Consider the following 19,585-nt stretch of genomic DNA (forward strand, 5'->3'; position numbering starts at 1 on the left):
GGTGGATTCCTACCAGCCCAACATCTATACCCTGGGCATGCAGCTCAAGCGCGATAAATGGCGCCTGGGTCTGGCGGTGGAAATGCAGGAATGGTCCGCGCTCGAAGACGAGCTCAACAACGACACCGTCAAGAACAATCTGGGTCTGGAGTTCGACGACATCGTCATCCCGCGCATCGGCGCCGAGTACTACCTGAACGACACCTTCACCCTCACCGGTGGCGTGGCGTTCGAGGAATCGCCGCTGGCCAACGACGTGAACCCGGAAGTGAACTACCTGGACGCCGACCGCACCGTGATCGGCCTGGGCATGAGCGCGACCTTCGACCACGTCTACGGCCTCAAGCATCCGCTGCGCCTGGACTTCGGCTACCAGTACCACCTGATGGAAGAGCGTGAATTCCAGATCGTATCCAGCCAGCCGACCGCGCTGAACAACGACGTGGTGGAAACCAATGGCGACGTCAACGTATTCGCCGGCTCCATCAGCATGCAGTTTTAAGGGGGCACCATGAAGACACGAATCATCAAGCGGAAAGGAACGCTGCTGTCCTCCGTCGCGATGCTCAGCACCGCGATGCTCCTCACCGCCTGCGGCGGTGACGGCGGCGATTCACCTGTCGACGATTTCGGCAGCAACCCGGGCGAGGGCGACAATCAAGCGCTGCTCTACGCCTATCCCGATAACGGCCAGGGCGAAATCTCCACCGCCGCGCCGGTGGTACTGCGCTTTTCCAGCGCCGTCAACCTGGGCCAGGCTCAAAACTCCATCACTCTGTATGAGGGCGATGCCGAGACCGGCACCGTGGTCAACACCACCCCGGAGTCAGTGGCCAAAGAGCCCAACAACGTGCTGCTGCAGCCCGACGAGGATCTGAAGCCGAACCAGACCTACACCGTGGTGATCGACGACCTGCGTCTGCGCAAAGGCGTCGCCAAGGACCAGACCCTTACCTTCACCACCCGGCCGCTGAACGAAGGCCCGAAAAACCTGGTGGTGAAAGAAGACACCTTCGAAGTCAGCCGGCGCATGCCCGACGGCTCCGAAATGGAACCGGTGATGGATTTCTCCAGCTTCCGTTTCCAGTTTACCCAGCCTATCGATCGCGCCACCGCCAACTACGGCGACGGCAACACCGTGCTGCTGCGTGACGGCGCCGGCGACCCGGTGGACGCCACGCTGCTGATCGACGGCGCCTACATGACCGTGGACCCGGACGCGGAATACCTGAACGCCGGCGAAACCTACACCCTGGACATCACCGCGGACCTGGCCAGCACCTACGGCGAGACCTTCGGTGCCGAGAGTTACACGTTCACGCCGAAAGACTCTTCCCCGGGCCGCGAACCGGCGATCCTGGTACAGAAACTCACCCAGGGCACCACCTCCCGCCTCACCGGCAAGCCGGTGAACGAAGTGCCGGTTAACGGCACGCTGCTGGGCGAGAACGACAACATCACCCAGGCGAGCGCTGAAGTGGTGCGCGCGGAACTGGCGGACGTCACCACCTACACGGACGTCACCCCGATTCGCTTGCCCAAGGGGACCGTCCTCAACGGCGCGGAAATCAACCCGATCCTGATCGGCGGCGAAGTACCGGCCGGCTTCGGCTCCGGCGACGTCACCATGACCGTGCTGTCCGACGCCAGCGGCTACCTGGTGCCGAACCCCTACGCCGAGAACAACCCGGACGCCCTGCGCATCGTGCACCTGCTGATGGACGTGGGCATCGCCACCAGCGAAGCGCGCGCCAACGGCGCCTTTACTCAGGATCTGATGCACATCGAGCTGGTCGGCCTTGCCGAGGTGGACCCCGAAGCCGGCGTGCTGAACCTGGATGCGGTAAGCGTGGTTGAGCCCAACATTCTGGGGCAGGAATACGGCTACGGGATGTTGAGCTTCCAGTTGCAGTCTTATAAAGACCAAAACAATGCGCCGCAGGTCGTGGGGGATGATACCCCCCCGGCTTTGCAGAGTTGGAGTCTGGAAGACCTGGTGGGTGAGCAAGCTAAAACTGGCCTGGTTAAGCCGGGCGACCCCATCATTCTTAACTTTGACGAGCCATTGAACGCTGCTTCGGTCGCCGGGAAAGTGCACCTTCTGGAAAACGGTTTGGAAGTGGATACGGCCGTAAATGTCTCGGGGTCGGCCATCGTAGTGAATCCGGCGTCGCCGCTTAAATTCGACCATGAACTCGACCCGGTCGATTATGAACTGGTTGTTGACAGCGGCATTACGGATATCAACGGTAATGAAACCGCGAGCATCTCGAAGAGCTTCGCCTTGCCCTTGGTCGTGGATCAGATCATCGGAGGGATTGACCCGAGCGAAAATCCGGAGGAGATGCGGATTCGCCCCCCGGTTGTCACCGCAACCTATCCTGGTTTCCCATGTGTGACCGACCCGCAGACCCGTGATCTGGCGAACGACATGGCGGGTATTTGTCTCGGCAGCGTTTACGAGTGGACGCACCCTGATAACCCTGAGGGCGGCACCGAGGACAGTGACTCAGTGCCCGTAATGGCCCTGCCTAAAAATCGGCCGATTATCGTTAATTTCTCGAAGAACGTTGATGCGGATTCGGTGCAGCTCGGTAGTACTTTTACAATTTACGAAGTCGACGCGAACGGTAATCCTATTGGCGGGCAGATCAATGGTTCGCTGAAAGTTAACCCCCGGCAGATCACTTTTTATCCGGATGAGGAGTGGCAGGAAGGAGCGTTATACGCCTACACACTGCATTCCAACGGTGATATGCATGACAGCAGCTGCGATCCGGCGACCGCCATCTGTTCCGATGAACAGCCGGCCTTGCCTCTTCAAACGCAGATACTTGGGGAGCTAACGATTGATCTTTACCCGCAAAAGGATCCAGGTTTCGCGCGTTTAAGCACTGATCCGGTCGACGAGCGCGGCGGCGGGAAAAACATGGTGATTTATTTCCGCGGAGGCGCAGAAAGCAATAGTGTTCTTCAGAACTTAGTTAATGCGCCCACGTCGGATACAAACGCGAACTTCTTCCACGATACGAATCATGATGTTCAAGGCGAGATTCTCTTTCCAAGTATTTCTTATACGGTTCCACGAGAATATGCAGTGGAGGAAAAGGAACCCGGTGAAGAACCGGATCCTTACGCCGATCAAACTGAGAGCCCGCTAAATGGCGTTCCTATTGATCTGAACGGCGTAAAGCCGATTCCGAATAGCGCCAAGGTGCTCTCCCGGAATACCGCTGGTTCTCAGGAAACGGACTCGGATGGTTTTCCATTGGGCGTTAACTATGGGAATATCGGCTGCGGTGTTCGGGAGGCGATTCCCTTTGATCCAGACAATCCGTTTGCAGGAAATTATTTTATTCCTGTAAATTGTCCCGACAAAAAATTTGTATACTTGACTGGCGCGTTGAATGCTGAGGTTACTGATGAGTACTCCGAGCAAAGAGATGCGATAAAAGTAAAAATTTGGCCAAGCCAGATCGTTACGACCAGTTTGACTACGTACACAAATCTCTTCTCTTCCCAATTCGTTTATTCCTATAGTGGGCCGCAGTTACTACGGATTCGGTACGCACCAGGCCCTGATGGAAAGCGTGATCAACCAGTTACGGCTTGGATCAGAGAGACCGAAGAGGGGCCTGTTCTGGATGCAACGGTCGATTTGTATCTTGATGTTCCTTATCTTGAACAGCGATTCTTTGCTGTAGATAACCGACATAATCTGCATAGTTATCCGTTGACGATGGATCTCTCAGGCCCGCTTGAGTTCCTTGATGACGGTCGAATGGTTGTGACTCAATTTAATTATAATAATATTGATATAGACCTTCGTGGGTATGGTGATAAAGAAGGGGGTATCAATACCAAACTTGATTTAAGGCTGCCAGACAGAGGGACATACATAAAATATGTGACTCAGCCTATTAAGTGATAGCCTCGCCCTTACCATCCCCTCGATGGTGAGGGCGTTCGCCTTTAGAGGGAAAGTAAAATCGCCCACGTCATTGGGTATATCTCTTTGCGCCCAAGCTTTCCGGGGCCCGGTAAATCCGTAGACTTTGCTCTGCTTGACATATCCAAGCCGGGCCTCGGAATACCGTCGCACAGTCGCGCTGATTGTTGAGCGCCAGTCCAACTTGTCAATTCGATGCTTGATCCAATCTACCTCCTAACTGAGCCGAATATGTTTTCGTGGTGATGCGCTGAACGGGCCTGCACGGCTAGGAGACGTCGAGGTTTGCTGACCCGGAAGTGCTCTTTCGGACACCCGGACCTTAGGGATACCAAAGAAAGTTATATTGACAGACGGAACAGGCAGCCTGGGTCGGTGTGGCTTCGTTTGGTAGTGTTTTGTAGATTATCGAGTGTGGATGAACAGCTACAAGGATTTAAAAAGAGGAGTAGGTGCCCCGGGCTTTCGGTTGCCCAGGGCATGGTCTTTAAGTAAAAGCACTTTAAGTCAAAGTAAAAGAATAAAACCTGTATGTCAGCGATAAATTAGGGGTAGATGTTTAGGTCTCCGCTATGGCTCTCGGCAGGCACGATAGTAAGCGGAACATCCGTTTCGATAGAGCAGTTGTTCGATATATTCTGATCTGAAATTGTAATGAAGGAGGGGTTGCTGCCTGAGTTTTTAAAGTTGATGTATATGCTTTCGCCATCACATTCAAAAAATGTATGCCCCGTGAAGGTTATGCCAGAGAAATCTATTCTGGCTCCTTCGTTGGAAACGTTGCTTATCGTTCCGGTGCCCAGGTTTTGAATGCTGAAAACATGACAAGGATAAGAACCGCTTACTTGAGTATCAACAACCTCCATGGTGTCGGTGGATGTGTTGACTTCTGTGGTCATGTTTAGCGAGCATCCGAATGTAACGCTTCCATAACTTAGCTCGAAGCTGCCGAAAAAATTATACTCTTCCCCATTAGCGCCAACCGGGTCTAGCGTGATTGCATTGGCTTGCAGAGCTGCAGAAAGGAGTGCCATCCCTATAAATGTATGCTTCATAATGACCTCCAAAAAAACGGGCACCTATTGGTGCCCGTCATGTTTTAGCCTCGTTTTTCTTACGGGCTTACATTTACATCGCTGCTGTAGCTGTCAGCGGGAACGATAGTCAGCGGCGTGTCGGTTTCCAGAGTGCAGTTGCCGAAGCTTTGCTGCGCAATGGTGAAGTAGGAAGGGTTGCTTCCGTCGTTATGGAAGTCCGCTACCACGGTGCCATCGTTACACTGGAAAAAAGTGGCAACGGTGACGTCGACGCCGTCAAAAGTAACCTGGCCGCCGTCGGAATCGATGTTGCTCACATCGCCCACGTCCAGGTTGCTGATGTTGACGGAGCCGCAGGGGTAGGGGCCGCTTACATCGTTGTTGGTGATGGTAATGGTTTCGTTGCCGGCAGTGATGTAGCCGGACAGTTCCAGGGTGCAGCTGGCGGTGATGCTGCCATAGGACAGATCCGTGGTCCCGGAGAAGGTGTAGTTCTGGCCGTCAGCGCCAGCGGGATCCAGGGTCAGGGCTTGGGCAGAAGCCGCGCCCAGCAGAGCGATAGCGCCAGCAGCACCAAGAACAGCTTTCTTCATCATTTCCATAGACATGAGAGTCTCCTCATTCTTCCGTTTATTTGGATGGTTTCGGCAGCGATTCTTTACTTCTTCCATGGTCGCCGCCGTGTCGGTGGGTGAGTTGTTGTTTTGCTCCCCGAACCGACACGATTCACGTTAGAGGAGGAGGGTAGGCGGGAGAATAGCAAAAAATGAAAAGGGGTCTTTCAAAAAATGAAAACATGAAATTCGACAAACGAGAAAACAGAACGAGAACAAATACTTGGGGTTCAAATCTGGCGTACAACCATAAACAATAAAAGTTCTGCGTCCCCGACGAACGGTAGCTCATAGCCGACGAACGGTAGTATTTTCTGATGCGGCCAAAAAACGTGACCGGGAAATTGTCCGTTCTTTAAAATCTGATTTTGTTTTTCTTGTAAGCTTTTGGCTATTTATTCTGTAAGTTTTTCGCTGGCCTTCCGGGTTTGTTACCTATGGTAGCATTTTAACCAATTTGTAGCGTTTCACTTGGTTTTTGGTGTCCTGGGTCAAGCCGTTCGTTCCTTGAATATCGAAATATTTTGCATTTCGCCGGCTTTTTTCTGTGTCCGCATCGTTCGCCACGGGCTGCTATTAAGGTGTCGGACCCGTCTCGGCCGTTTTCGTGAAGGGTTGTTCGCGCTTTGTGGCGTACAGGTGTGTGCAAAGCAGTGGCTGTGGCGTGCTTCGCTTTTTCTTGCCGGCCGGTCGGGGTAAGGTTGTTGACTCATTGATTCGACAATAAGAACTGATCATGCAGCCTCGCCCCGCCTCAACGTTGGCGCTGCTCCGGGATACCGAGCAGGGCCTTGAAGTCTTGATGCTCCAGCGCACCCTTAAGGCCGTGTTCATGCCCGGCTTTTATGTGTTCCCCGGCGGCGCCGTCGACGACGGCGACCGCGACCTGGCCCGCAGCGGCCACCTTTTTGGCCACGACGACGATTCCGCCAGCGCCTTGCTGAGCCTGCCGGAGGGCGGTGGGCTGGGCTATCTGGTCGCCGCCGTGCGTGAGTGCTTCGAGGAGTCCGGCATGCTGCTGGCCCGCGACAGCGCCGGCCAGTGGCTGGACGGCGGCCATCCGGTGATGGACGGCCGCTGGGCGGTGGGCAGTGGTGAGGCGGATCTGGGGGAGCTGTGCCGCTCCCACGGGTTGGCGTTGTCGCTGGACGGTATCGCCTATCTGGATCACTGGGTGACGCCGCCGGGGCCGCCGCGCCGGTTCGATACCCGCTTCTTCGCCGCCGTGGCGCCGCCGGACCAGGTGCCCGCCCACGACGGTGATGAGACCATCGACCATATATGGATCCGTCCGCAGGACGCGTTGGAGGACCGCCGCCAGGGCCGTCGCGAGTTCGCCACGCCGACGGTGAGCGTGCTGCGCAAGCTGTCGGAGTTCGCCTCCGCGGACGAGGTGCTGGCCTACGCCCGGGACCGCCGGCCGCAAGCCTTCCCGACGCAGCCGTGGCCGGCGCGCAAGGGTGACGAGGTGGTGTATATCGAGCCGGGCCGCCCGGCCTACGATGAGGTGTGCAAGCTCGACCCGGATGCCAAAGGCAACGCCCAGGCGCGCCTGGAGGCGGGCCTGTGGGTGGCGCTCAGCAACCACGTATCGCGCCTGACCTTGAACACCGGTTCGGACGACGGCGGCCCGGGCTTTAACAGCTACCTGGTGCGCGCCGGTGAGCAGGCCCTGGTGGTGGACCCGGTGATCGAGGGCCGGGATGACCTGCACGCGCTGTTGGAAGCCTGCGACGGCGTGCTGTCCACCATCGTGCTCACCCGGCCTCGCGAACAGGAAGCGGCGGCCCGCACCCTGCAGGGCGCCACCGGCGCCCGCATCCTCGGCGTGGCCGGCCCGGCGGACCTGCGCCTGGCGCACGGCGAGCCGCACCGCCTGGGCGGGCTTACCCTCAAGCTGCTGCACACCCCCGGCCAGGCGGACGACCGCCAATGCCTGCTGATCCAGGAGGAGGGCATGCTGTTCTCCGGCACTGCGGTGCTGGAGCGCTCCATCGCCAAGGGCTACCTGCCCGCCGCCGACGTCGACGCCTACGTGGCCGGCCTGGCCCGGCTGCTGGAGGAAGACCTGCACTGGATCGCCCCCGGCCGCGGCTTCCTGATGGGCCAGCCGCAGAAGGTCCTGGACCACCTGATGACCCAGTGCCTCAGTAAGGTCCAGCGCTGATTCCATGACGACGGAATAATGGGGACGGACCCGGTGCAAGCCGGGTCCGTTTCAACTAGAGTTTTGAATCAGCATAACAACGAACACCATGACGATTCTGGGGGCCGGCAATGGATGCCGATTTTTCCACGCAGGCTTTGCAGTACCAAACCACCGCGTTGCGCAACACCCGGCTGGCGCAGGACGCTTCACTGGTGCCGTGGGCGGGTAACGCGGAGAGCCTGAAGGCCACCGCCGTGGCGCAGCTGCATCGCATCGCCGGCTTCAGCCCTGGCGGTGGATTCAGCGCGGGCGGCTGGGAATATCAATTTCTCTATAACACCTTGTACACGCTGGAAGCGCCCCAGCACGACGGCCAGGACCTGTATCAACTGGTTCTGACCTGGGACGCCACCCTGGTGGTGCGCTACCGGGCCGCCGAGGCGCAATCCCAGGAGAGCCTGCTGGAGGCCGCCTTCGGCGTCGGCGCCCAGGCTTTCCGCTCCCGCTGGCGGAGCGCCGCGAACGTCCTGTTTGACCAGGCCGGCTACGGCGCCGCCGTCGGTGGCCAAACCCTGGAAGACGCGCTCATCATGAAACCGCCCCGGAGCAAACCCTTGTACCAGCAGGACGAACCCCTACACCCCGGTGTCACGCCCGCCCAGGAGGTGCGCCGCCCTAACGGGCCGGAGGCCGGCCCCGTCGACCGCACCCATTAGCCCGGTACGATAGCGTCGAAGGATTGGAAAGGACTCTGAAACATGGCAATAACCAAAACGCTGCTTCATCTGGCCCTCGCCGCCTCGATCTGGCTTGCGGTTGCGGCGGCGCAGGGCGCGCCGGTGACGTTTTCTTCCAAGGAACTCTGCGTGGAGGGTGTGGCGGCGCCGCTTGAAGTGGAAGTGGCGGAAACCCAAGCCCAGCGCAACCGGGGCCTGATGCAGCGCGACAGCCTGGCCGGGGACGCCGGCATGCTGTTTCTGTTCGACGGCCCGATGGCGAAGGGCGTCGGGTTTTATATGTACCGCACGCTGATTCCCCTGGACGTGGCGTTCGCCGACCCGGACGGCCGTATCGTGTCGATCATGACGATGACGCCGTGCCCCCATGACGACCCGCGCCGCTGCAAGGTCTACCGGTCGGGGAGGGCGTTCGTGTCCGCGCTGGAGGTGAACGCCGGCTTCTTCGAGCGCCACGGCGTGAAAAAAGGGGACAGACTTTTCGATCCGCAGGAAGGACGCTGCGATCTCGCACCCGACGACGAGCCGATCACTGACAAGGATTAGCGTTTCCGGCTTATTCCCTCCGCGTTTTACCCCGGCACACTGAAGCCGTACCGACCCAAGGAAGCGGAACGGAGAGCGAGATCGATATGTCGGAGGAGCGCACCCCCTACGCGCCGTGCACCGGCTCGGCGGCGGACGCCTGGGTGGACCGCCTGCTGGAACGGGGGCGCGGCCCGGAGCTGGCGCCGATGCCCTTGAACACCCCGCTGGACGGCACCCACGTGACCGCGGCGGTGCGGCTCACCGGCCGCGACCGCTTTCACCTCGCCCGCGTTCTGGGCGTGGACCTGCCCACCCTGGAACACTGGGAGCGCGGCCTGGGCGCGCCGGACGGCGCCGCCCACGCCTTGCTGCTTATCGCCCTGCGCTTCCCCGAGGTGATCCGCGCGTTCTCCACGGATTGACCGGCCAGGGTTACTGCCGGGCGTTGAGCATGGCGATGGCGGCCAGCGCCTCCGGGTCGTGTTCCTTGAGCCGGTTGGCGATGCCGTGCTGGAAGAAGTAGCGGAAATCCGGCTCCTTCTGGGCGGGCACCAGGCAGTGGTCGCCGGGCAGCACCGGTGTCTGGGTGACCGCCGCCTCGTCGGCGACCATGGCCCGGGCGGTGCCGTCGCCGTACAGGCGCCAGCTCACCACTTCCATCAGGCTCAGGGTTTCGAACTCGTCCTCGGAAAACACCGCGTGGGTGCCGATGGTGTCGGGGATCTCCTGCACCAGGCCCCGGCCGGGGTTGTCGAAGGCCGGTTTGCCGAAGAAGGACACCGCGGCGTCCAGCTCCTGGACCTTGTGCGGCGGCGCCTCGCAGAACAGGTAGTCGCTCTCCGGTAGCCGGTAGCCTTCCCAGCGCCCGTTGAGCGGGTCCGCCAGCTCATGGGCACTGGCCAGTTTTCTCAGCCACGGCACCATCGCCAGGGTCTCGCCGTTTTCCAGGCGTGCCCAGGCCAGGATTTTGACCGAGAAAAGGGTGTCGGGATGCTGGTCGTTGGCATAGAGCAGTTCCATGCCGTCGTATTCAGGGGAGAGCCTGAGAATCGGCGGCGAAGCGGCTCGCCGTCGTGGGGTGAATGGCAACACGTTGTTGGGACGCTTCGTGTTGCCAATGGGGTCACGCCGGTTTGCCATAAACACCTCCGCGCAGCCTATGTTTTCACACTAGACGGTGGCGGCGGGGCGCGCAAGCGCTGTTTTGCGGGAATTAAAGCGGCGGTCGGATCAGCCGATGAACCGGCCAGATGCCAAGCGCATACAAACCTTACAACCCGGAAAAACCGTCATGTCCCGTTCCTCCCGCTTTAGTATCCGCTCCAACCTGCAGAACAAGATGCTGCTCCTGGCCCTGGGCCCGGTGCTTCTGATCACGTTGATTCTGGAAGTGCTGGCCACCCTGGAAAGCCGCCGGGAAACCCGCCAGAGCCTGACCGAGCAACGGTCCGCGTTGATCGAAGCGCGCCAGCAGGGCATCAAGAACCTGGTGGATGCCGCCAAGGCGTCGGTGAGCCACCTGGCCGACGCGCCGCCGGAGGAGCAGGCCGCCGCCCAGGCCCGCGCCCGGGAGATTCTCGGCAACGTCACCTTCGGCGGCGGCAACTATTTGTTCGTGTATGACTTCCAGGGCAACGTGGCGGCCTCGCGCACCGACAGCGTGGGCGGTAACAGTTGGGACCTGCAGGACGAAGACGGCCAGTACGTGATTCGGGATTTGATCGCCGTGGCCCGCGACGGCGGCGGTTATTACCAGTACCGCTGGACCAACCCGGCCACCGAGACGGTGGAAGCAAAGTACTCCTACGCCACCGCCATCCCGCAGTGGGGCTGGATGATCGGCGCCGGGGTGTACGCCACCGAGGTGGACAAGAGCATGGCGGTGGCGGAAGCGGAGGCGATGGCGTCGCTGAAGCGATCCATGATCACCACCGTGGCCACCGGCCTGGGGTTGATGGCGCTGGTGGGTGCCGGCGCCGCCTGGATGGTGCGCCGCACCGTGCGGCCGATCCGCGATACCGCCACGGCCATGGAAGACATCGCCCGCGGCAAGGGCGATCTGACGCGCCGGTTGGCGGTGACCACCGACGACGAAGTCGGCGAGCTGGCCAATCAGTTCAACGGCTTCGTGGCGCGCATGCAGGAGACCCTGCTGGAGGTGCGCGGCAGCACCCGCCACGTGAACCGCGCCGCCGATGAGATCGCGCTGAGCAGCGAGGAGCTGGCCACCCGCACCGAGCAGGCCGCCGCCAACCTGCAGGAGACGTCCGCCTCCATGGAGGAGATCACCGCCACCGTCAATCACAGCGCCGAATCCGCCGGTCAGGCCAACAAGCTGGTGGCGGGCACCGGGAAGGTGGCCGGCGACGGCCTGGCGGTGATGGGCCAGGTGGAAACCACCATGGGCGAGATCAGTGACTCCGCCACCCGTGTGAACGAGATCGTGACCCTGATCGACGGCATCGCCTTCCAGACCAATATTCTCGCCCTCAACGCCTCGGTGGAGGCGGCCCGCGCCGGCGAGCACGGGCGCGGTTTCGCGGTGGTGGCCGAAGAAGTGCGCAACCTGGCCGGCCGCGCCGGTGAAGCCGCCCGCGAGATCCGCGCCTTGATCGACACCTCGGTGTCGCGCACCCGGGAAGGTTCGGAACTGGTCCGCCAGGCCGGCGAGACCATGCGCGGTATCGTCGACAGCGTTGCCCGGGTCACCGAGGTGATCGAGGAAATCAGCAGCGGCGCCGCCGAGCAAAGCAGCGGCATCGGCCAGGTGAACACCGCCGTGGCGGAGATGGATTCCGTGACCCAGCAAAACGCCGCCATGGTCCATCAGACTTCCGGCAACGCCGCCGAGATGCGCGGCCACGCCGGCCGCCTCAGCACGCTGATCGATTCCTTCGTGCTCGGCGAAGCCACCTGAAAAGCGCTACACCGCCGTGGCGATCAGAGCCAGCACCGGCAGTATCGGCGCCAGCCGCACCATCAAACGCGGCCGATAGGGCAGCAAAAACACCAGCGGCAGGCCGGCCAGGGTGACCAGGCCCAGGGCCATGGAGAGCGCCAGGCCGGTGGGCCACAGCCGCAGGCAACTGGCCACCATCAACGCCATCAACACCCAGCCGGCGACGCGGAAGGCGCGCAGCCGCGTCGCCGGCGGTTTGGCGCCCAGCGCCGCCTCATGGTGGCGTTTCATCGCCAGCGCCAGGGCGGTCAGGCCGGCGTAGGCCAGGCTCAGCGGCAACGTCACGGCAATGACCGTCATGCGCCATCCTCCGCCGTGCGTCGTTGTGGGAGCGGGCCGCGCCCGCGAACGGGTTGCTTCCGCACCACCCGCCACAGCGCGTAGCCGCCGGTCGCCGCCATCAGCAAACACACCACATCAAACCCGGCCAGCGCGCCGGTTCGCCAGGCGGTGGCGCTGAACAGGTGGCTGTCGGTGGTGGCCACATTCAATAGCGGCAACGCCGCCCACAGCACGGTGATTGCCGCCAGCTGCTCGATCCAGCCGCGCCGGTCCGGGCGCAGCAGGGCGTGGACAAGCGCCAGCAGCCAGGTCAGGAAGAACACGCGGATCTCCCAGCTCTCCCGGGCGGCCAGCTCCACCGGCAGCAGCCGGTTGGCGGCGAAGTAGGCGGCCAGCGCGCCCAGCAGGCCGGTGAGCGAGGCGATGTTGAGTCCGTTCACCAGCCGCAGCGCGGCGCCCGGCGCCTTGCCGCGCAGCTGCTGGGTGCGCTTGGACACCCACAGCAGCATGCCGGTGGCGACCATGGCGGTGCCGCCCACGCCGAACAGGAAGAACAGCCAGCGCACGGTGGGGTCGGCGAAGCGCGCCAGGTGCAGGTTGACCAGCAGGTTGTAGACCCGGAAGGCGCCGGGCACCGCTTCATCGCCCGGTCGCGTTTCCAGCAACTCGCCGGTGCCGCCGTTGAACACCAGGGTGGGGTTGCCGCCCCGGCGCTGGTCGGTGATGTGGGGATCTTTGGCCGTGGATACGCGGATCACCGCGTTGTCCCGGTTGGGCCAGTCCACGCTGATGCGGCGCACCGGCTGTTCGAAGGTGTCCCGGGCGCGCGCCACCAGCGGCACGATGTCCACCATCGGCATCGCGGCGCCGCCCTCGGCGGCCGGCTCCTCGCGCGGAAACACGTCCTGGAAGAAGCCGCGCCAGCCGTCTTCGTAGGCCGCGTTCATGCCCCAGGGCATCAGCATCACCATGAAAATCAGCAGGCCCGAATAGGTGATCATGAAATGAAACGGCAGCGCCAGCACCGCCGTGGCGTTGTGGCTGTCCAGCCAGGAGCGCTGGCCCTTGCCGGGCCGGAAGGTGAAGAAATCCTTGAAGATTTTCTTGTGGGTGATCACCCCGCTGACGATCGCCACCAGCATGAACATGGTAGCCACGCAGATCAGCCAGCGTGCCCAGATACGCGGCACCCCGTACAGCTCAAAGTGAAAGCGGTAAAGAAAGTCGCCGCCCCGGCTGGCGCGCGGCGACAACAGCTCGCCGCTGCCGGCGTCCATCACCGCCTGCTCGCCGCGCCGGCGCCCGCCGTCCTCGGCCTGGGGCCTGTCCGGCTGCCAGCGCAACTGCGCCACCGGGGAGCGGGCCTCGGGCAGCTGAATGTCCCAGCTTTTCGCGTCCGGGGCCTTGGCGTTGAGCGCCGCCCAGGCCAGCGCGGGGGTGTCCGGCGACGGTTGCGAGTGGTGCAGTTCCGGGGCCATCCACAGGGAGATTTCTTCGCGGAAATAGGCACTGGTGCCGGTTACGAACATGGCCAGCAGCAGCCAGCCCAGTAACAGGCCACTCCAGGTGTGCAGCCAGGCCATGGATTGACGCAGACCCGCCTTCAAAACGGGTTCCCCGCGCCGCCCAGCCAGGCCAGAACGGCCAGCATCAGTGCCGGCGCCAGGATGCCCACCCAGGCGCGGGCGGCGCTGCGAGTGGCGAACGCCCACAGCACCGCTACGGTGTAGATCAGAAAGGAGAGCAGGTTGGCGGTGATCACCGCCGTGGCGGTCGCCGCCGGCAGCCACAGGGCGAGGGCGGTGGTGGCGCAGGCGGCCAGGGCGTAGCCGCCGAACACGGCCGCCAGCGTGCGCGAGGCCACGCCCACCGCGGGCGAGGCGGCGAGCCGCTGCAAAGAATGTTTGGACATGCAATCCCCAGCGTCGAAGCGTCGGCACCCGTCATGGACAGATAAAGCAAATAAGAATCGTTATTATCCGCATCTGGGGAGTGAATGCAATCGCAGTGTCAGGCGGATTGCCGCAACCCGACGTCCGCGCCCGCCTGGGCCGCCAGCGGTTGCCGCAGCCGCCAGCGCAGGCGGATGCCGAGCAGCACGGCGGCGGCGGTGAGGCCCGATACCAGACCGATCCAGAAGCCCGCCGGACCCATGGCCGGGCCCCACAGATCGGTGAGGCCGAGCACGTAGCCCACCGGCAGACCCACACCCCAGTAGGCCACCAGCGTCATCAGCATCGGCCAGGCGGTGTCCTCGAAGCCGCGCAGGCAGCCGTTGGCGCACACTTGCAGAGCGTCGGACACCTGGTAGATACCGGCGAACAGCAGCAGGTGCGCGGCCAGGGCGATCACCTCCGGGTTGTCAGTGTAGATGTGCGGAATCCACGGCCGGCTGACGATCAGCGCCAGCCCGGCGACCAGGCCGATGCCGCCGGTCATCGCCAGCGAGCAGCGCACCGCGCGGCTCAGCCCGGCGCTGTCGTGGCGGCCGCGCGCATGCCCCACGCGCACCGTGGCGGCCAATGCGAAACTCAGCGGGATCATGAAAATCAGCGAGGTGAAATTGAGCGCGATCTGATGGCCGGCGACGATCTCCGGCCCCAGCCGGCTGATCAACAGCGCGATCACCGCGAAGATGCTCACCTCGAAGAAAATCGACAGGCCCACCGGCAGCCCCAGCCGCAGCATGTAGCCCAGGCTGGCCAGCTCCAGATGGCGCTCGCGCAGGGTCAGCCGCGCGGGGCGGTAGACCGGATGGCGGCGGATATAGGCGCCCATCATCAGCGCCATGCACCACATCACCAGACTGGTGGCCCAGCCGCAGCCGACGCCGCCCATGGCCGGGAAACCCAGCTTGCCGTAGATCAGCACATAGTTGGCGGGGATGTTGATGGCCAGGCCGATGACGCTGATCCACAGCACCGGCCGGGTGTGGTTCATCGCCTCGGTGTAGCTGCGCAACGCCAGCAGCACGGCGGCGCCGGGCATGCCCCAACTGAGCGCGTCCAGGTAGCCCGCCACCAGCGGGCGGATCGCCGGGTCCACGTCCATCAGGCCCAGCAGCGGTCCCATCGAACGCAGTACCACCGCGCTGAACAGGCCCAGCCCCAGCGCCAGCCACAGCCCCTGCTGGGCCACCGGGTTGACGCGATGGTAAGCTTCGCCGCCGAGGTGGCGGGAGAGGATCGGCGTGGCACTCATCAGCACGCCGGTCATGAACAGGAACAGCGGCACCCAGATGCTGGCGCCCACCGCCACCGCGGCGAGATCCTCGGCGCCCACCCGGCCCGCCATCATGGTGTCCACGAAGCCGTTGGCGGTCTGCGCCAGCTGGCCGCCGAGGATCGGCAGGGCAAGACGCAACTGAGCAAGGTATTCGAGACGATGAGCGGACATGGCGCACTACAGCCTGATCACGGGGCGGCTACCATACCGCAATCCCGTGGCGTGGTGCACCGCGCCACCGACCTGGAAACGCTGTTCCGGGACACTTTTTTCGAGCGCCACCACACCGTGCTGGAAGGCGGTTTCGAGGAACCGGTGTATTTGGCCGGCGAGCCCGCGCGTATCCGCTACACCCGGGATTATTTCCGCAGCGCCCTGCACGAGGTCGCGCACTGGTGCGTGGCCGGCCCCCGCCGCCGGCGCCTGGACGACTACGGCTACTGGTACGCGCCGGACGGCCGCGACGCCGCCGCCCAGGCGGAATTCCTGCGCGTGGAAGTGCGGCCCCAGGCGCTGGAAGCGCTGTTCTGCGCCGCCTGCAATCATCCGTTCCGCGTCTCCCTGGACAACCTGGACGGCGACCCCGGCGACGAAGCCCGCTTCGCCGCCGACGTCCAGGCCCTCGCCGAGCGCCTGCACCGCGACGGCCCGCCGCCCCGCGCCCGCCTCTGGCTCGACGCCCTGACCCGCTTCTACAAAGTCTGATCAGCGCAGCATGTGCAGGAAATGCATGTGCTTCTCGTACTGGTCGAGCACGTCACTGATCACCTGCTCGCGGGTGAAGCCCATCAGGTCGTAGTCCTGGCCGCCTTCGCTGAGGAACACGTCGGCGCGGAAGTACTGGTCGCTGTCGGCGTGACGTTTCGAGTGCTCCAGCTGGCGCATGGTGATCGACGGGCGCGCGTAGCCGCGTATGCGTACGCCGTAGAGAAAGTCGGTTTCCTCCGCGTGACCGACGATCAGGGTGGCGCGGTCGTCGGCTTCTTTCACTTCCACTTCCAGGCCGTGGCCACGCAGTTCGTCGGCCACGGCGTTAAGGGCCGGCGTGGCGACGTCGCGCAGGAACGCCTCGACCCGGGCGCGGCCCGGGAAGCTGACCATGCCCCGCAGGCGCGACTTCCAGCCGCCGGTGGGCGCGGTGTGGCCCACGTGGATGGCCGCCGGCGCGGTGCCCAGATTGGACTGGAAGCTGGTGCGCCGGATGCCTTCCACCCTCAAGGATCGGACCAGCCCGAAGCAGGCGATCAGCAGCACCGCCGAGAACGGCAGCGCCGAGGCGATGGTGGCGGACTGCAGCGCCTGCAGGCCGCCGGCCAGCATCAGCGCGATCGCCACCAGACCCTCGGAGCCGGCCCAGAAAATCCGCTGCCACACCGGGGTGTCGTCGTGGCCGCCGGAGGCCAGCATGTCCACCACCATGGAACCGGAGTCCGAGGAGGTGACGAAGAACACCACCACCATCAGGGTGGCGACGCCGGAAATAAAGCCCGACCAGGGGAACTGCTCCAGGAAGCGGAACAACGCCACCGCGTTGTCGTCCTTCACGTATTCCGCCAGCTGCGCGTAGGAGCCGTCCAGAATCATGCGGATCGCGGAATCGCCGAACACGGTCATCCAGAACAGGGTGAAGCCGGCGGGCACCAGCATCACGCCCAGGGCGAATTCACGGATGGTGCGGCCGCGGGAAACACGGGCGATGAACATGCCCACGAACGGCGACCAGGAAATCCACCAGCCCCAATAGAACAGGGTCCAGCCGCCCATCCAGTCCTGCGGGCCGTCTTCCACCTTGGGCTGATAGGTGTAGAGGTTGAAGGTCATGCTGACCAGCTCGGAAAGGTAATCGCCCAGGTTCTGCACATAGGCTTTCAGCAGGAACACGGTGGGGCCCAGGATCAGCACGAACGCCAGCAGCAGGAAGGCGAGCCCCAGGTTCAGTTCGGACAGGCGGCGGATGCCGGCGTCCAGGCCGGTGACCACGGAGATGGTGGCCAGGCCGGTGATGGCGACGATCAGCCCCACCTGCACCCATTCGTTCTTGGGCAGTCCGAACAGATAGTTCAGGCCGGCGTTGACCTGCTCGACGCCGAAGCCCAGCGAGGTGGCGACGCCGAACACCGTGCCCACCACCGCGAAGATGTCCACCGCGTGGCCCAGCGGGCCGTAGATTCTCTTGCCGATCAGTGGGTAGAGCGCCGAGCGCAGCGTCAGCGGCAGGCCGTGCCGGAAACTGAAGTAGGCGAGAATCAGGCCGACGATGGCGTAGATGCTCCAGGCGTGCAGCCCCCAGTGGAAGAAGGTGGCGCGCATCGCCTCCTTGGCGGCGGCGATGGTGCCCGGGTCCGCCATCGGCGGCGCGGTGAAGTGGGTCACCGGCTCGGCCACGCCGAAGAACATCAGGCCGATGCCCATGCCCGCGGAGAACAGCATCGCGAACCAGGACCCGTAGCTGTAGTCCGGCTCCGAGTGATCCTTGCCCAACTTGATGTCCCCGAAGCGGCTCACCGCCAGAAAGGTCACCAGGGTGATGATGATCGCCACGGTGAGCACGTAGAACCAGCCGGCGTCGCTGATCACCCGCGCTTTGACGTTGTCGAACACGGTTTCCGCGGTTTCCGGCACGATCACCGAAAACAGCACCATGGCGGCGATGATCGCCACCGAAGTGAAGAACACCGGCGGGTTAATCAGTACCTTGGGTTTTTGTTCCGGGGCGGGGCTTTGCTGGGGATCATCACTCATCGGGTTCTCCTGATCCTTGGAAGAAACTCAATATCAAGACGCTAACACAGCGGCGGTGAAAACGACGCGAGTTTGTGGGAGCCAGCCTCGTGGGAGCTTGCTTGCAAGCGAAAGGCCGGCTATGCCGGCCGGCAGGATGCCAGAGAGACCGGAAGACGGAATACCAACAAGGTCTCTGGGAACCTGCCGGGCGCTCCGCGCCCTTTCGCGGGCGAGGCCCGCTCCCACAAAATAGCACGCTCCCTCAGTGTTGTTGTTACAGCCGCCCGGCCTGCTTGAGTTGCTGGTAGGCCTGGCCGAGGCGTTCGGCGAGGGTGTCCGGGGTGGCCGCCACCAGCTGCGCGCCGGCGTGGCGAAGGCGCGCGTGCAGCGCGCGGCGCAGGTGTTGTTCGTGGGCGTCGGCGGTGACACGCAGGGCGTCGTCCACGCCGGTCACGCGGGCGTGGCGCAGGGCGGCCTGCTCGGGCAGCTCCATGTCGGCGACCATCACCAGGTGGCGGCGGCTGAGCATACGCACGGCGGCGAGCAGGTCGTCGCTGTCCTCCGCCTGCACCCGGCTGATGATCACCACCAGGGCGCGCCGCCGCCAGCGGCCGTGGAAGTGCCGCGCCGCCTGGCTGAAGTCGCTGGCGCGGTCGGCGGGGTGCACGTCGTAGAAGCCTTTCAGCAGGCTCTGGATGCCGTTGGGCCCGTGCACCGGGTCCAGCCAGCGTGGCGTTTCCGCCGAGAACAGCATGGCGCCGGCCCGGTCGCCCTGGCGCAGCGCCGACCAGGCCAGCAGCAGGGCGGCGTTGAGGCCATGGTCGAAAGCGGTCAGGTCGCCGATCGGCAGCGCCATGCGACGGCCGCCGTCGAGCAGCACCCAGACGCTCTGGTTCTGCTCGTCCTGATAGTGGCGGGTGATCAGCCGCTGGCGGCGGGCGCTGGCCTTCCAGTCGATGCGGCGCGGGCTGTCGCCGGCCTGATAGTCGCGCAGCTCGTGGAATTCCAGGCCCTCGCCCCGGCGCGGCTGCACCCGGGCCCCGAAGCGACCGCGGCTTTTGTCCACCGCCAGGGCGGCGCGGGCGATCGGCGAGAAGTCGGGATAGACCGGCACCCGCCGCTCGGCGGCGATGCGCCGACGCTGCTGCCAGAGGCCGCGCGGCGACGGCAGCCACAGCTCGATATCGCCGAACCGCACGGTGCCGCGCCGGGTGGGCCGGTAGCGGTAGGTCACTTCGGTGCGGTCGTGATCGACGGCGGGCACCAGGGTGCGCGGCAGGCCGGTGAGCGGATCGTCCGGCGGGTGGTGATCGGCCACCAGCCACGGCTCACCGGCGACGGCGCCACGACTGTCGAGCAGCAGGGTGACGGTGTGCGCGAT

Annotated in this window: 17 protein-coding genes; 8 read left to right on the forward strand and 9 right to left on the reverse strand. The window is 63.5% G+C overall.

The genetic code is table 11. The features are described 5' to 3' along the window. Positions 1–502: OmpP1/FadL family transporter (locus ISO4_RS15465; RefSeq protein WP_194856786.1), on the forward strand; the 502-nt coding region annotated here is incomplete at its 5' end. Between the two features lie 9 nt (positions 503–511). After that, the gene (locus ISO4_RS15470) at positions 512–3,928 is read left to right on the forward strand and encodes an Ig-like domain-containing protein (RefSeq protein WP_194856787.1); all 3,417 of its coding nucleotides are present in this window, start codon (positions 512–514) and stop codon (positions 3,926–3,928) included. 566 nt (positions 3,929–4,494) lie between these two features. Here ISO4_RS15470 and ISO4_RS15475 read toward each other — a convergent pair. Together ISO4_RS15475 and ISO4_RS15480 are read right to left on the reverse strand one after the other, a co-directional pair. Beyond that, the gene (locus ISO4_RS15475) at positions 4,495–5,004 is read right to left on the reverse strand and encodes a hypothetical protein (protein ID WP_194856788.1); all 510 of its coding nucleotides are present in this window, start codon (positions 5,002–5,004) and stop codon (positions 4,495–4,497) included. 59 nt (positions 5,005–5,063) lie between these two features. Then, entirely contained in the window at positions 5,064–5,594 is a 531-nt protein-coding gene (locus ISO4_RS15480) for a hypothetical protein (protein WP_194856789.1), read from the reverse strand. 742 nt (positions 5,595–6,336) lie between these two features. On the opposite strand from ISO4_RS15480, the gene ISO4_RS15485 reads away from it, so the two are divergent. From ISO4_RS15485 to ISO4_RS15500, 4 genes are all read left to right on the forward strand, one after another. Continuing rightward, complete coding sequence (locus ISO4_RS15485; RefSeq protein ID WP_194856790.1) at positions 6,337–7,767, forward strand: MBL fold metallo-hydrolase; 1,431 nt, start codon at positions 6,337–6,339, stop codon at positions 7,765–7,767. Positions 7,768–7,877: 110 nt separating this feature from the next. Beyond that, positions 7,878–8,465: a hypothetical protein gene (locus tag ISO4_RS15490; RefSeq protein ID WP_194856791.1), complete on the forward strand. Its 588-nt coding sequence runs from the start codon at positions 7,878–7,880 to the stop codon at positions 8,463–8,465. A gap of 42 nt (positions 8,466–8,507) precedes the next feature. Next, positions 8,508–9,032 (forward strand): DUF192 domain-containing protein, encoded by a 525-nt coding sequence (locus ISO4_RS15495; RefSeq protein ID WP_194856792.1) that lies wholly within the window; start codon positions 8,508–8,510, stop codon positions 9,030–9,032. 86 nt (positions 9,033–9,118) lie between these two features. Then, a complete protein-coding gene (locus ISO4_RS15500; RefSeq protein ID WP_194856793.1) occupies positions 9,119–9,436 on the forward strand; it encodes a hypothetical protein in 318 nt (105 codons plus the stop codon). A 10-nt stretch (positions 9,437–9,446) separates the two neighbouring features. Here ISO4_RS15500 and ISO4_RS15505 read toward each other — a convergent pair whose 3' ends face one another. Beyond that, positions 9,447–10,034 (reverse strand): hypothetical protein, encoded by a 588-nt coding sequence (locus tag ISO4_RS15505; protein WP_228548192.1) that lies wholly within the window; start codon positions 10,032–10,034, stop codon positions 9,447–9,449. Between the two features lie 271 nt (positions 10,035–10,305). On the opposite strand from ISO4_RS15505, the gene ISO4_RS15510 reads away from it, so the two are divergent. Further along, the gene (locus tag ISO4_RS15510) at positions 10,306–11,931 is read left to right on the forward strand and encodes a methyl-accepting chemotaxis protein (protein WP_194856795.1); all 1,626 of its coding nucleotides are present in this window, start codon (positions 10,306–10,308) and stop codon (positions 11,929–11,931) included. Positions 11,932–11,937: 6 nt separating this feature from the next. Here the strand turns inward: ISO4_RS15510 and ISO4_RS15515 are convergent, their stop codons facing one another. From ISO4_RS15515 to ISO4_RS15530, 4 genes are all read right to left on the reverse strand, one after another. Next, entirely contained in the window at positions 11,938–12,273 is a 336-nt protein-coding gene (locus ISO4_RS15515; protein WP_194856796.1) for a DUF3325 domain-containing protein, read from the reverse strand. Beyond that, on the reverse strand, positions 12,270–13,862 hold the full coding sequence (locus ISO4_RS15520) for a PepSY-associated TM helix domain-containing protein (RefSeq protein ID WP_228548193.1): 1,593 nt from the start codon (positions 13,860–13,862) through the stop codon (positions 12,270–12,272). The genes ISO4_RS15515 and ISO4_RS15520 overlap by 4 nt, the downstream gene beginning before the upstream one ends. After that, a complete protein-coding gene (locus tag ISO4_RS15525) occupies positions 13,859–14,167 on the reverse strand; it encodes a DUF3649 domain-containing protein (protein WP_194856797.1) in 309 nt (102 codons plus the stop codon). Before ISO4_RS15525 ends, ISO4_RS15520 begins: the two co-directional genes overlap by 4 nt. Before the next feature lie 98 nt (positions 14,168–14,265). Then, positions 14,266–15,651 (reverse strand): MATE family efflux transporter, encoded by a 1,386-nt coding sequence (locus ISO4_RS15530; RefSeq protein ID WP_194856798.1) that lies wholly within the window; start codon positions 15,649–15,651, stop codon positions 14,266–14,268. Between ISO4_RS15530 and ISO4_RS15535 the strand changes: the two genes are divergently transcribed. After that, the gene (locus ISO4_RS15535; protein WP_194856799.1) at positions 15,640–16,185 is read left to right on the forward strand and encodes an elongation factor P hydroxylase; all 546 of its coding nucleotides are present in this window, start codon (positions 15,640–15,642) and stop codon (positions 16,183–16,185) included. The genes ISO4_RS15530 and ISO4_RS15535 overlap by 12 nt on opposite strands. Here ISO4_RS15535 and betT read toward each other — a convergent pair whose 3' ends face one another. Together betT and ISO4_RS15545 are read right to left on the reverse strand one after the other, a co-directional pair. After that, positions 16,186–18,222 carry a choline BCCT transporter BetT gene (betT, locus tag ISO4_RS15540; RefSeq protein WP_194856800.1) on the reverse strand — a complete coding sequence of 679 codons (2,037 nt, stop codon included), beginning with the start codon at positions 18,220–18,222 and terminating at the stop codon, positions 16,186–16,188. 256 nt (positions 18,223–18,478) lie between these two features. Then, positions 18,479–19,585: DUF58 domain-containing protein (locus ISO4_RS15545; RefSeq protein ID WP_194856801.1), on the reverse strand; the 1,107-nt coding region annotated here is incomplete at its 5' end.

Origin of the sequence: Alloalcanivorax venustensis ISO4, from assembly GCF_015356855.1 — a bacterium.
Taxonomy (GTDB): Bacteria; Pseudomonadota; Gammaproteobacteria; order Pseudomonadales; family Alcanivoracaceae; genus Alloalcanivorax; species Alloalcanivorax venustensis.

Bases quoted from the DNA above. Each gene is read 5' to 3' on its own strand.
- ISO4_RS15485 (WP_194856790.1), top strand. From the start codon at position 6,337: ATGCAGCCTCGCCCCGCCTCAACGTTGGCGCTGCTCCGGGATACCGAG.
- ISO4_RS15535 (WP_194856799.1), top strand. From the start codon at position 15,640: ATGAGCGGACATGGCGCACTACAGCCTGATCACGGGGCGGCTACCATA.
- ISO4_RS15480 (WP_194856789.1), bottom strand. From the start codon at position 5,594: ATGTCTATGGAAATGATGAAGAAAGCTGTTCTTGGTGCTGCTGGCGCT.
- ISO4_RS15475 (WP_194856788.1), bottom strand. From the start codon at position 5,004: ATGAAGCATACATTTATAGGGATGGCACTCCTTTCTGCAGCTCTGCAA.
- ISO4_RS15525 (WP_194856797.1), bottom strand. From the start codon at position 14,167: ATGTCCAAACATTCTTTGCAGCGGCTCGCCGCCTCGCCCGCGGTGGGC.
- ISO4_RS15505 (WP_228548192.1), bottom strand. From the start codon at position 10,034: ATGGAACTGCTCTATGCCAACGACCAGCATCCCGACACCCTTTTCTCG.
- ISO4_RS15495 (WP_194856792.1), top strand. From the start codon at position 8,508: ATGGCAATAACCAAAACGCTGCTTCATCTGGCCCTCGCCGCCTCGATC.
- betT (WP_194856800.1), bottom strand. From the start codon at position 18,222: ATGAGTGATGATCCCCAGCAAAGCCCCGCCCCGGAACAAAAACCCAAG.
- ISO4_RS15510 (WP_194856795.1), top strand. From the start codon at position 10,306: ATGTCCCGTTCCTCCCGCTTTAGTATCCGCTCCAACCTGCAGAACAAG.
- ISO4_RS15470 (WP_194856787.1), top strand. From the start codon at position 512: ATGAAGACACGAATCATCAAGCGGAAAGGAACGCTGCTGTCCTCCGTC.
- ISO4_RS15530 (WP_194856798.1), bottom strand. From the start codon at position 15,651: ATGTCCGCTCATCGTCTCGAATACCTTGCTCAGTTGCGTCTTGCCCTG.
- ISO4_RS15515 (WP_194856796.1), bottom strand. From the start codon at position 12,273: ATGACGGTCATTGCCGTGACGTTGCCGCTGAGCCTGGCCTACGCCGGC.
- ISO4_RS15500 (WP_194856793.1), top strand. From the start codon at position 9,119: ATGTCGGAGGAGCGCACCCCCTACGCGCCGTGCACCGGCTCGGCGGCG.
- ISO4_RS15490 (WP_194856791.1), top strand. From the start codon at position 7,878: ATGGATGCCGATTTTTCCACGCAGGCTTTGCAGTACCAAACCACCGCG.